This window comes from Paenibacillus sp. ALE3 (genome assembly GCF_054113405.1).
In genome coordinates, this window is sequence record NZ_CM134214.1 from 846,134 (window position 1) to 858,908 (window position 12,775).

Below are 12,775 nucleotides of genomic sequence, written 5' to 3' on the forward strand. Positions count from 1 at the left end.
TGAGGAACTACATGTATAATATCAGCGTTTTGGCATTTTTGAAAGATGTCAGTACAGAACGGGCGTTGCGTCTTTTTTGTGAACGATTTGATTCGGCTGAACATGCGCTCTGGGAAAAAGGGATGCGTCTTCTTCACGAATATCATGCTGCGCGACATACAGGGGTGACCTTGGCTGTCTCCAGCGCACTTCAGCATATGGACGACCGTCATGATATTTACGTTGTTGATTTGCGAGCATACAGCGAGGAAGATTTGGATCGCCTGTATATCGCAAAAACATGCGAGTTGATTCTGCTGACGGACGGGGCAACGGAAACCGCTGCGAGGTTTGCCGCACTCCAGCGTCGCACTCCCCGGTTGCTATGCGCGCGTCTACCGCTGGTCAGCTACGAGCTGGAATGCCTGATGCAAGCAATTTTGAGCCGTCTTGAACAAAATGGAGGGGACAGGGCATGAAGCAATGGGCTTTGTTGAGACCAAGCTGGCAAAAGCTGATCCTGTACCTGATCGTCCTGTGTGTGACCGTGTTCTTGGCCGCTGTGCTACAATGGTTTGTCATGCGGCAATTCAGCGGTCACTTGGCGGAGATTCAGAATGAGCAGCTCCAGTATGAGGTACAGGAACTGTCTGGCAGCATAACGGAGCGTTATGCCGCATGGCAGGCTGAACTAAAAGAGCTGTCGTCCAGTCTGGGCAGAGAGATACTGAATCAGGGAACACGCCAGTATGCTGAGGGGTTTAAGCGTGAAAGCGGGTCTTTTTATGTGCTGGATGAACAGTATCATGTGATGGCCGGACGTGACAATCGTGAGATGAAGAGTGCAGTCCAGCAGATTAAGTGGCTGCAAAATGGTTGTGCGATAAGCTCTTTTGTGACTGAGGATCATCAGCCTGCCCAGTATATAGCGTGCAGGATTCAAGGGGCGCAGACGGGCGGTTTTATGGTGCGTACGGTTGACGCTGAGATGCTTAGTGGAATTATTAAAAGTAAGCCGGTGAATCAGCATGAGACTTTATTTTATAACGGTCAATTCAAGATCGTAGCTTCCCGAAATACTCCGGATATCAACCGGACGGATATCACGGGTGTAACCCGTAAGCTGCTGGAGGGCAATACGGGTATCGTTGAAGATCGTGGAGAGAAATACGGAATAGGATTCAGCCGCATTGGGGAAGAGGCCCTTTACATATCGGTTAAGGATATTAGTCAGGACACTGCCCAGCGAATTAGCTCCTTTCGCAAACAGTTGTGGATGGTGATGGCTCTAATACTCATGATTCTGTGGGCCATGCTCATCCAGTTCCGCAAACGGATTGTGAAAGATGCCATCGTGAACAATCAAGTGCGTGACCAGCGGCGGGATGAAGATATGCGACAGCAGCAGGACACGTATTATTTGCCGTTAATGCAGACGATTGAGCAGCAGCTGCAAGAGCTGCAAGAACAGACTAGCCGTCTCACGGGCGGCGATGATTTAAAGCTGTTGGGATTTTATCAAGATCTAGCCAACCGCTTTGAAGTGGCTTCCAGTCAGGGAAAAGGAGCATCTCATGAGGAACTGGAGTATTTCCGCGAGCTGAATGAAAATTTCATCCAGGGTCGTCTCAGACAGGAATCCTCACTTGGAGAGTTACTGACAGGTGTCCGTAGCTTGCGTGATGAGCTGGAAGAGAAAATGCATGATAATAGTGGAATTAGCTTCACGGATATGAACGAGGTATTGTCTGAATCACTGAAATGGGCGAACCGTTCGCTGAATATGAAGCACATTCAAGTGATCACGCGGCAAGAGCCAGTTCCATCCATTGCAGCACAAGCACCTATGCTGTACAAAACGATTCAGGGGTTGCTGGAAAATGCAGTAGAGGCCATGAACCGAGATGGAGAGCAGCTGGAGGAGCAGGAACGGGGCCGAACGGGCCTGCGGTCCAAGCGGCAATCTCATATGCTTAAGGTTAGCTCACGCCTGGAAGAAGCTGAAATTATGATTATGATTGAAGACACAGGCGGCGGGATTGATGATAAGATGCGTTGGAGTTATTTCCAGCCGGATTATTCCCAAAATGCGCAGGAGCATACGTTCAGCCTGTATCATATGGATGCATATCTGAAGACTATAGGTGGTCGCTTAAAGCTGCGTAATACCGATCAGGGATTGCAGGCCATCGTTCATTTGAGAAGATAGGTCCTAGATAACCAACCGATACACAAGAAGTTCAAGAGAGGGGGACAAGCATGAAAAAGTGGATATTTCGCTATCGCTACGATATGGCGGCAATCATATGGATGCTGGTTGCGATCGTTGCGTATCTTGCCCCCATCTATGGACCAGGCCAAATCGTGTTCAGTGACATTGCCTTTGGAGCCACCTCTCATCGGTATCTGGAGGAAATAACCGGGGTATGGAACGAACGATGGTCTACCTCGACTCTGTTCAATGCTCCACGCATTCTGTACATCTTGCCTTTCTATGGACTTTCATTATTATTTGACGAAAGCGGTCCGGTTTTGCTCAAGTCGTTTATCACAGGCTTGTTATTTGTTTCGGCTTTTTCGATGTATGCCTTTGCCAAGCGACTGGTCAGCGTGTATTATTCACCAAGCTTTACGAAAACCCGTATTTTTGCCATTGTGGTGGGTTCGTTGTTTTATGCACTGAATCCGTGGGTTATTTTTCGCATCCAGCATATTTATTTGCTTTGTGGCTATAGTTTGTTTCCGTTAATGCTGCGATTTTTTTTCAGTGCGGTGGACCCCAAGTTTCAAATTCAACAAATTAAAAACTATCATCCCCATAAATTGTATCAGCGGAACTGGATTGACCTGTTCTTGCTGGCTGCAGTATTCACCGTGAGTGCTGCGGCCATTCATTATTTTTTCTTTGGGATGATTTATTTGGGATTGTTCACCATGTTGCTTCTGCTCAAACTGACCTGGACCCATCGTAAGGCAGGGCGCGCCTATTTACAGCCCTTATACGGTAATTTTTTGCGTAAAGGCATGATTTTTGGCGTGTTTTTTGGTCTGCTCAGTTTTTATTGGTTGTCCCTGTATGTAGGCAGCATGTTGATGGACGCTCAAGCGTCTCAGCATAATATCAACGTCGTGGATACGTTGTCTCTGTTCAGCCGTAACAGCAGTTTATATAATGTGGGTTATTTACTGAGCTATTGGTGGCCCATGTTCTCGTTTTCCTCGCTGCCTGCGATGTTTTATGTAGGTGGGGGATTCTTGTTGCTATTGATCGGGTACGCGATGGTGACACGTTCACATAAAAATCCGATCATTCTGATCTTCTCGCTCCTTACGCTGTTATTTATGGTTGCAGCGACTGGAACGACATTTCCGTCCATTGCCAAGTGGTTTGTCATTCTGGTTACGAAAACCCCTGTGATTGGTTCGGTTTTCCGTGATCCTAACAAATTTATTGGACTGCTCTCCCTTAATTTCGGAGTGTTGCTGACCTTTGGCGTCATTCAATGTATGGAATGGTTTGGATCATCACCGCTACAGCGTGGGTATAAAAAGCTGGCGGTTGTTATCGTCGTTTTGTGCCTGGGCGTGTATTTGGCTCCCTTGCGTACGCAGTTCATTGAGGGGTATTACAAGCCGGTACAAGTGCCGGAGGATTATAGTCAAATGGCTGAAAAGCTGACTGACTCAGATCGTTTTGACAGCAAGGCACTGTATTTTCCAATTGCTGATAATATGATTCAAAGCTATAACGGAGTAGCGACGCCCAAATGGAATAAAGGAAAGACGGCAACCGAGAAGGCGACTGGAGATTTTCAGGTATACTCTTCTCCTAAAAATACGATCTTTCATCATGAAGGCAATGATCCCGGTATTACATACTATATGAATTTTCTGCAGTATGTTATGGACAACGGATTAAGCTCGCGATTAGGCTGGCTATTCTCTACTTTTGGGGTCAACCAGTTGGTCTACCATGACGAATATGAGGGACAGGAGAAGCGGCAGGATTTCCACCTGTCTCAGCTGGAAGGTCAGACCGGGTTGAAACGTACGTATAAGAACGACTTATTTTCCATATTCAATCTTGATCAGGCACCGCCCTATATGAATATCCTTGCAAGTAAAATTGTGACACCTTACGGATTTAGCCGGCTGGAGAGCTATAGTCATTTGCCTGGTTTTGATTTCAGCCGTTTTGGAGTGCTGTTCAGCGCGTTGAAGCCTGAGCTAAACACCATTCAGACGGTCAACAAGGGGGATTATGTGGAGGCAGTCTCCTTCAATGACTTGCTGTTGTCACAGCTCCCGGCAGAGAATTACTTGCGGCCTTTTGATGCGATTGAGGATGGCAATGCTTTTTTGAAATGGTCCAAAACTTTTGCATCAACCAACGATTGGTTGTGGTATTTATCCTCCCAAAATATACGGAACTTCCCGTTTGATATGGAGATGGATGCAGGGATTGCAGTCACCTTTGCCAGTAAGAAGCTGGATGTAGCACCGTATCAGATGAGCAGCATTGAAGGGAATACGGTGCTGGATTTTGACTCTATGCTGAGAACGGAAACCTTTTTCAAGCCTGATAATCCGCAGTTGTTCAGTGTGCAGGCTAACCCCCGAGAGGAATCAAACGATGTGCCGACTCTGCATGGCGAGATTATGAAGGGAGATCCGAGTAATATATGGCAGGTCGCCAGATCTGGATTGCTAGAAGCCAAGGAAAATAATCCATATCAGTTCCACATCACCGTTTCTGGCCGTGGGACGAACAAAATGCATGTAAAAATGAGGTTTTATGATAAGCAAATGCGTGAGCTGGGGGTCAGCTATGTTGTGGCACCTTCAGAGGGCTATAATTTTGACAGTGTAAAATTTTACGGGGAATACGTTTCACCACCTGGTAGCTATTGGATGCGAATGGATTTGTTAACCCTCCAGCGTCCGCAGCAAAAAAATTACTGGTGGATTCACGATATTCAGCTGCGTGATTTGGGGCAATACAGTAAGCCTAACACGTTTACGATGCATAAAAAGATGGACCAGCCTCAAACCTCGCATGTATATGCTAGAGTGTTCATGAATAAGGCAGGCGGGAAATTGCAAGTCACACTGCCGGATGGAGTGACTAACATCAAGACCCATGATGAGGGATTAAACCAATTCCAATGGGTCGATCTGGGAGAACATGTTTTTGCAAAAGGAGATAACCCAGTCACGGTTAATAACCTGCAAGGCTTTAATGCGGTCAATCAATTTGCGATTGTTCCTGTGGATCAACTAGATCGGTTATCCTTTCCGGTGGAGCAGGCATTGAAGCGGGGCAAGCTCTTTTTCACCTTGGAGGCAGAGAGCGATTTTAATGCCCAAGGGAATGTGCAGACGGAACGTGCGTTACCAAGACTTAGTATGGGACGGGGAATCAGTTACCAAAAAGGGACGTTAAGCAGAGAGGTGGAAGTCGCCAAAACGGGAACCTATGCCACAGCAATTTCGGCTAATCTACCTGCCGGATACGAAGGATCATTAACAATGAAATGGAAGAATGAAGAGACTGGAGAGGTGCTGACCAGAACAATTCGTACGGGTGAGTCATATAAGCGGTTACCCGCTACCTCATTATCCGAAAAGCAGGTTATTGAAACGGTGCCCAATCAGGATGGTTTTGCCAAGAAAATTATACAAATTCCCGGTCTGCTGAACGACTATGGCCGAGTAGAGTTCAAAAATTTATTCTTAACCAAGGGAAAATATCGCTTAACCCTTGCCCTGGACAGTCAGGTGCCGTCATTGAGCCATTTTACAGATATTCATCGAATGGACGGGCAGGAAGTGACGGTAATGCCTGGGCAGGACACGAAGGAATCATTGGGCTCGGATGTTGGATGTGTAGCAGATATTCGGCCTGGTCAGACGAATCTGTCCATCCAGAACAAACAACTGTCTATCCGTTACGCACCTAGTTATTCCTGTGACTGGAATATTTATGCGTCCAAAAAAATGAAGGCAGAGCCGCTGCAAGAGTACGTGGTGCAGTTGGATGCGCGATCAGAACAAATTGGAAGTCGGCACATGAAGATCATTTTCCTAAATAAAGCGTCCCAGATTCTTCAAACCTCCTATATTGATGAGGTAGAGGAGAGAGATAAGGAGCAATGGAATCATTATGATCAAATAGTGAAGGCTCCAGCAGGAACCGCCTTGATGCAGTTTCAGATATTGGCGCATGCGCACAAGAAGCAATCAGGCTTATTTCAAATGAGGCAATATTCCATCATCCCTTATCAAGCAATGATTACAGTGGATGAATTTACGCTGTTTGAGGGAACGGATATGGAAACCTTTTTTATGGCACCACACGCTTCGGAAAGCATTCAGGCTACTCGTGAAAATTCCATGGAACGCAGCTTTACACTATATAATCCAATGCATCAGCAGGTGCTGATCCGGGAGACAGAATCACCCAATCCATTATGGGAGTTCAGGCTGGGTAGCGAAAATCAGCGAGCACGTCTGTCTGTGAATGGAGTAACGACCGGATTCATAACGAATGGCAGCGGAAACGGTAAGGTTGTCATTATTCTGGCTTCAGCCTACCGTTTTGGCTGGGTATTGTTTGTCATAGGTATATTGGGTGGAGCAGCTTGTTTTCTTCCTTATCGGCGATGGACAAAGCGGAAGCTTCCATAAGAAGCAAGCTGCCCAGAGGGAACCAGACCGTTACTATAGGGCTACATCTCGTATTTGTAGCCTCTGCCCCAAACGGTACGGATATGCTGAGGATTTTTAGGGTCACGTTCAATTTTTTTGCGGAGGCTGGAGATATGTACGTCGATGGTACGATCCAGATAAGCGCCATCGCCACCTTTGACCCGATCCATCAATTCGCTACGGGTAAAAACTTTCCCTGGATTGCAGGACATCTCTTTTATAATAGAAAATTCGATGTGAGTAACTTCGATTTCCTGGTCATCGACCAACAGGCTATGACGGTAATCATTCACCCAGACTCTTACCTTTTTAAGCTTTTGGGTTATCGTTGGTGTCTCAGTGAGCATGTTGCTGCCACTGCGGCGCAGCAAGGCTTTGATGCGGGCGTTTAACTCTCTCAGACTGAAGGGCTTGCATAAAAAGTCATCCGCTCCGTCGTCTAGAGCCTTTATTCTTGTGTTCAGCAGGGTGTTATTAGAGATGACGAGCACAGGAACCGTAGTAAATTGGCGGATGTGGCTGATCAGCTCACATTCGACTTTACCGGAAAACATTAGCGCGGTCACAATAATGTCCGGCTTAAAGTGCATTAATGTAGGAATTGCGAGTTTACAATCATAGATTAGTTCGGTATGATAGCCTTCCTCTTGAAGATGAAGAGCAATCATATCAGCCAAACTTTTTTGACCTTCAATGATGAGTATTTTTGTAGGCATGACAGACATCTCCTGTACGGACAAAGATACAATTAACATTGTATAACTATGTATGTTCTACGATGTTACATACTTATGTATTCGGCAAAAGCACGAAAAGCAAACAGTCCTATAATGTAAGGAAAATATGAATTTAAAGGAAGAAGGTTGCATCTTTGCGAATGATTTTATTATCCGGAGGTTCGGGTAAACGACTATGGCCCTTATCCAATGTGAACCGCCCCAAGCAGTTTCTTTCCATCCTACGTCATGACGAGCGACCGGAAAGTATGCTGCAACGGATATGGAGACAGTTAGATGAAGCTGATTTGGCAGATCAAGCTTATTTTTCTACGAGTGGAACTCAGATCGAACTGATTCAGGGGCAAATCGGCGGAGACGCTGTGGTGATTGAGGAGCCGACTCAGCGGGATACCTTTCCGGCTATTTCCCTGGCTACAGCTTACTTGCATGATGTTGCAGGCGCATCACGCGACGAAATCGTAGGGGTCATGCCGGTGGATGGCTATGCGGGGGATGAATTTTTCGAGCACCTGCGCAGGCTTCCTTCGATATTAGAGCAATCAGGAAGCCATATCGCATTGATGGGGGCTGTTCCAACTGAGCCCTCGGACAAATATGGATATATTGTGCCTTCATCTCCTTTGTCTGACCAGGAATACTATAGAGTGAGTTCATTTGTAGAAAAGCCTGATCTGATTCGCTCCGAAGTATTGATCCGTGAAGGAGCGTTATGGAATTGCGGAGTGTTTGCTTTTAGAATCGGCTTTTTATTGGATGTGCTGACACAAATGGATTTACCAGCCGATTATGAAACACTTTCGACAAATTACGCAGACTTGCCTAAAACCAGCTTTGATATTGCGGTAGTAGAACACACTCGTAAGCTCTCCGTGCTCCCATATCATGGAGAATGGAGAGATTTAGGAACATGGGATTCGTTGGTGCGGGAAGTGAGTTCAAAGCTGAGCGGTCCCGGATATATTTCAGAAGCATCACATGATTCGCATATCATCAATGAACTGGAGATTCCGGTTAGCATTTGGAATGTCCCAGACATTATTGTTGTTGCTGGGCCGGATGGCGTGCTGGTTACGGATCGACAATCATCAACAGGAATTAAGGATATGGTGGCAGAAATTGAAATTGGGCCGCGTTTTGAGGAGCGCTTTTGGGGTAAGCAAACGGTCTTATCCCATCAACAAGCAGCAAGCGGGTTACAAACGGTCACCAAACGGGTTGTCATTTCGAAGGGGAGATTTATCAGTTATCATGAGCATCAGTTCCGAAAAGAAGTTTGGACCATCGTTTCAGGAACCGGAAGCGTCTGTATCAATGGGATGACACAGACCGTCACCCCCGGTATGGTCATCGTTGTAGAACCTGGTACCAAGCATTTTATAGGTGCAGTAGAGGGAGATTTGGAATTCATTGAGTCACAAATCGGACATATCGTATCCGAAACGGATATTATCCGATATGAATTTCCCGATTCGATTGATGCTCGTACTGTATAAAGGTGCCTGTAATATAGGAACGAACGGGTAAGAACGAGGTTCATCTGAAGCCAGTGAAGACCGCTAGGAACTATTTTTTAATCAAGCTTGATGGCTGGAAATGCTCAATAAAAAGGTATTCATGCGTTGTTCGCTTGAATACCTTTTTTGCATGAACAACTCGTATTGTTCTTAATGAATTGGATAGGAAAGAGGCTTATAAAATGAGTTTTTTGGAGGTTAGCCACTCTTTTACGGCATCTGTACTGAGGTCTCTTTTCGGCGTCCATTCTATTTTATCCACCAGCTTGCCGTTTCTGAATTCTGCAATCGTGGGGGTGTATTTTACGTTGTAATCTGCTTTGAATTTATTCCATTGGGCTTTGTCCTTATGAATTTTGTGAACGTTCAAAAACGTAATTTTGGAGCCCAGATCATACTGTTCGATCATCTTGTTAAAGTTAGGCTCAAATCGGTTGCAGTCGCCACAACTGGGTCTGCCAACATAAACAAATACACTTTGATCCTGCTGAATGAATTGTTTAAAACCATCAATTGTAACCGTATTCAAGTGGTCATATATTTCGGGGTAATTGCTTTTGCTCGCTTGGATCTCTTTATCTTTCTGCTGAACTACCTGCTCTAGGTCTTGAAATTTAACTACAGCTGAAATAGCGATACCAATGATAAGCAACACAATGACACTTAACCCGGCGATATATCCTTTTTTCACAGAAATCCTCCTTTTTTTACAATCTCAAACTTACAATATATGATATTTCCATTTTTCGCTGTAACACTTGTCTCATGATGTATAAAAAAGAAGCTTTCCATTAGGAAAGCTTCTTTTAGTCTGAAAGTTAAACGTTAGACTACAACAGTCAATAAGTAATCCTCACGTTTCACTTCAGTTTCCATGGTGTTCAGTACATCCAGGTATTGAGCGGAATTGGTTACGATGATCGGCGTAGTCGTTGTATAGCCTGCCGCCTTAATTTGTTTGATATCAAATTCAAGCAACAACTGCCCTTGCTTCACCACATCACCCTCTTTGACGCGCTTGTCAAAGAATTGTCCTTTCAGCTTCACCGTATTAACACCAACGTGAATCAGAATTTCTGCTCCGTCATTGGAAGTAATACCGATGGCATGTCCGGTCGGGAATACGGTCGTAATCGTTCCGTTAACCGGAGATGTCAGCACACCCTCTGTAGGATCGATCAAGATTCCTTTCCCCATAGCGCCTGAAGCAAAAGCAACATCAGAAGATTGTTCCAATGGGAGCACTTTACCTTGCAACGGACTTACGAGGATTTCCTTTTCGATTGTTACTTCTTTTTTTACGGGTGCTGTTTCTGTTTTTACAGCTTCTTCTTTTGGATCATCAAAGCCCAAAATCATAACCAATACAACTGCGAGTACAAAGGCAACAAGTAAGCCGAGGACAACCCACAAGAATCCAGCTCCAAAATAAGTTGGAAGCGCCAGTAAACTAGGCAGGGAGAAGGATTTTGCAGTCGCTCCACCGGAAGCAATAATCGCGCCCCCAATACCACCAGAAATACAAGCATAAATGAACGGCTTTTTCAATTTCAAAGTTACACCATAAATCGTAGGTTCAGTAATCCCGAATACAGCTGCCAGTGTAGAGGAACCAGCCAAAGCCTTCATTTGAGTATTTCGTGATTTCAGGAATACCCCCAGTGTTGCACCAGCTTGAGAAAGTACGGCTGCTGTAAGCATTGGAAGCATCGTGTCATAACCCAATGTTTGAATATTGGACAGCATAATAGGAACGAAGCCCCAGTGTACGCCGAAAATAACAAATACTTGCCAGAATGCCCCAGCAACAGCCCCGGCGATCAATGGGCTTAAATTGTATACCCATGTAAAACCGTTCGCCAAGCCTTGACTAATCAGGTTACCGACTGGACCAAAGGCCAAAAACGTCAATGGAACAACGACCAGCAGTGATAGCATAGGTACGATAATGTTTTTAACTGATTGATGAACAAAGGAATTAAACCAGCGTTCCACATAGGATTGTACCCATACCGCGAGAATAATTGGGATTACACTGGAACTGTATTTTATCAGAATGATTGGAATCCCGAGAAAAGCCAGTTTTGCCGGATTGTCCACCGCTGCAATAACATCCGGGTACACGAGTGCTCCAGCAACTGCGACTGATACAAAGGCATTGGTCTTAAATTTACGGGACGATGTAATAGCTAGAAATATAGGCAAGAAATAAAATACGCTGTCCGAAGCGGCGTTCAGAATGAGATACGTACCGCTTGCAGTATCAATCCAATGAAGCGACGCAATTAAGGCCATAATCCCTTTGAGCAAACCTGCTCCGGCAAGAGCACCCAAGAGAGGGGAGAAAATGCTGGAAATGATATCGACCGCTTTGCCGAGAAAATTCGTTTTTTCGGAAGATTCTTCTTTTTTCGCATTTGGATTATCCGCATCCTGCAGATTTGTTTCTGCCATCATATGCTCAAAGACTTGGCCTACATTGTTACCGATGACCACTTGGAACTGTCCGCTGCTTTCCACCACTGTAATGACACCAGGCGTTGCTTCCAGTGCAGCTTTGTCCGCTTTTGTGCGATCCTTTAATTTAAATCTCAAGCGTGTAGCGCAATGGAATACCGAATTGACATTCTCTTCGCCGCCAACGAGAGTCACTATTTTTTTGGATAGCTCTTTATCACTCATGTTCAGAACTCCTTAAGTGTTATTCTTGCTACTGATAGGATTTACCGTTTACTGCTGTTGCTAAGATGCGCCGGCGTGCATCTTTATAACCTTGTAAACAAGAAAAACCTAAACTCGTGGTGAAAACGACGCACTCCTTCTATGAGGGAACGTTGATTTCACCATCAGTTTAGGTTTTGCCTGCCTTACCAGTCACAATCCATGAACGATGAGGATATGAAGTTTTTAGCCTGATATGTTATTACGCTCAGTTACCCGATGAATGTGAATCGTTAGATATACATATTCATCTTTGCTTAAATATTGATCATATGTTTTTTCTAGATATTCATTAATTTTTTGGGCACAAGCAAAAGCTTCGGTATATGTTTGCTTTACCTGGTTGTACAAAAATTCTTCACCACTGTGAATAACCTCTTTACGAATCACTCGCATTGCAAAATATTGCAAATGGGTCAAAAATCTCGAATAGCTAAAAGAAGACTCATCCAGCACAATCCCATAATGATACGTAATAATGTTCAATATGTGTTGGACAATCTCGGTCATTTTCAGTGTAGCCTTCATCTCGTTACCGTCGATCCGTGCATTCACCATATGCAATGCAATAAATCCCGCTTCGTCTTCGCCCAATTTTACACCGAGCGTATTTTCTATTTTTTGCAGAGCATCCAGTCCAACTGCAAATTCTTTTTTATAAAAGCGTTTAATTTCATACAGCATCGCGTTTTTGAGTGCTAATCCTTTTTCTTCCCGCTGTATGGCAAAATGAATATGGTCGGTCAATGTTAAATAAATGTTATCACTTAACTCCGTATCCAGCACTTCTGCTGCATGGGTCACGATTTCATTCACGACCTCCAGATGAGACACGGGAATATCGTTCAGCAGCTCAGTTAGTCTGGCCGTGAACTCGTTTTCATTTAACATGAAAATCTTATCTATTTTATGATCATCGACTTGGTCGCCAGCCACCTTTTTGAAGGAAATACCTCTTCCCATGACGATAACCTCTTTGCCTTTATCATTTTTAGTCAACAGGACGTTGTTATTGAGCACCTTCTCAATAATCATTGAAGTTCCCCCTCCCATCCTTTACCAATAAAAAATGCCCAAGCACAATTCAATACTATTGTTAGCAATAGCACTCAA

The 12,775-nt window shown here is 44.7% G+C and carries 8 protein-coding genes; 4 read left to right on the forward strand and 4 right to left on the reverse strand.

All coding sequences use genetic code 11. The features are described from left to right. The first annotated feature begins 11 nt into the window (after positions 1-11). The 3 genes from ACXHJ2_RS03910 to ACXHJ2_RS03920 are packed head-to-tail and all read left to right on the forward strand — an operon-like array spanning position 12 to position 6,666. Positions 12-458: a hypothetical protein gene (locus ACXHJ2_RS03910; protein ID WP_013372726.1), complete on the forward strand. Its 447-nt coding sequence runs from the start codon at positions 12-14 to the stop codon at positions 456-458. Then, positions 455-2,188, forward strand: a complete 1,734-nt coding sequence (locus ACXHJ2_RS03915) for an ATP-binding protein (protein ID WP_165081728.1) — start codon at positions 455-457, stop codon at positions 2,186-2,188. The genes ACXHJ2_RS03910 and ACXHJ2_RS03915 overlap by 4 nt, the downstream gene beginning before the upstream one ends. A gap of 50 nt (positions 2,189-2,238) precedes the next feature. Beyond that, positions 2,239-6,666 (forward strand): hypothetical protein, encoded by a 4,428-nt coding sequence (locus ACXHJ2_RS03920; RefSeq protein ID WP_165081730.1) that lies wholly within the window; start codon positions 2,239-2,241, stop codon positions 6,664-6,666. A 41-nt stretch (positions 6,667-6,707) separates the two neighbouring features. Here ACXHJ2_RS03920 and ACXHJ2_RS03925 read toward each other — a convergent pair whose 3' ends face one another. Further along, the gene (locus ACXHJ2_RS03925; protein ID WP_013372723.1) at positions 6,708-7,403 is read right to left on the reverse strand and encodes a response regulator transcription factor; all 696 of its coding nucleotides are present in this window, start codon (positions 7,401-7,403) and stop codon (positions 6,708-6,710) included. Positions 7,404-7,564: 161 nt separating this feature from the next. Between ACXHJ2_RS03925 and ACXHJ2_RS03930 the strand changes: the two genes are divergently transcribed. After that, the gene (locus ACXHJ2_RS03930; protein WP_165081800.1) at positions 7,565-8,920 is read left to right on the forward strand and encodes a sugar phosphate nucleotidyltransferase; all 1,356 of its coding nucleotides are present in this window, start codon (positions 7,565-7,567) and stop codon (positions 8,918-8,920) included. Positions 8,921-9,116: 196 nt separating this feature from the next. Here the strand turns inward: ACXHJ2_RS03930 and ACXHJ2_RS03935 are convergent, their stop codons facing one another. From ACXHJ2_RS03935 to licT, 3 genes are all read right to left on the reverse strand, one after another. Beyond that, positions 9,117-9,632: a thioredoxin family protein gene (locus ACXHJ2_RS03935; protein ID WP_165081732.1), complete on the reverse strand. Its 516-nt coding sequence runs from the start codon at positions 9,630-9,632 to the stop codon at positions 9,117-9,119. 134 nt (positions 9,633-9,766) lie between these two features. Then, positions 9,767-11,623: a beta-glucoside-specific PTS transporter subunit IIABC gene (locus ACXHJ2_RS03940; RefSeq protein WP_165081734.1), complete on the reverse strand. Its 1,857-nt coding sequence runs from the start codon at positions 11,621-11,623 to the stop codon at positions 9,767-9,769. Between the two features lie 225 nt (positions 11,624-11,848). Next, positions 11,849-12,697, reverse strand: a complete 849-nt coding sequence (gene licT, locus ACXHJ2_RS03945; RefSeq protein WP_016818607.1) for a BglG family transcription antiterminator LicT — start codon at positions 12,695-12,697, stop codon at positions 11,849-11,851. Between the last annotated feature and the right edge of the window lie 78 nt (positions 12,698-12,775).

Coding starts and splice junctions, on each gene's coding strand:
- ACXHJ2_RS03910 (WP_013372726.1), top strand. CDS start 12: ATGTATAATATCAGCGTTTTGGCATTTTTGAAAGATGTCAGTACAGAA.
- ACXHJ2_RS03940 (WP_165081734.1), bottom strand. CDS start 11,623: ATGAGTGATAAAGAGCTATCCAAAAAAATAGTGACTCTCGTTGGCGGC.
- ACXHJ2_RS03920 (WP_165081730.1), top strand. CDS start 2,239: ATGAAAAAGTGGATATTTCGCTATCGCTACGATATGGCGGCAATCATA.
- ACXHJ2_RS03930 (WP_165081800.1), top strand. CDS start 7,565: ATGATTTTATTATCCGGAGGTTCGGGTAAACGACTATGGCCCTTATCC.
- ACXHJ2_RS03925 (WP_013372723.1), bottom strand. CDS start 7,403: ATGCCTACAAAAATACTCATCATTGAAGGTCAAAAAAGTTTGGCTGAT.
- licT (WP_016818607.1), bottom strand. CDS start 12,697: ATGATTATTGAGAAGGTGCTCAATAACAACGTCCTGTTGACTAAAAAT.
- ACXHJ2_RS03915 (WP_165081728.1), top strand. CDS start 455: ATGAAGCAATGGGCTTTGTTGAGACCAAGCTGGCAAAAGCTGATCCTG.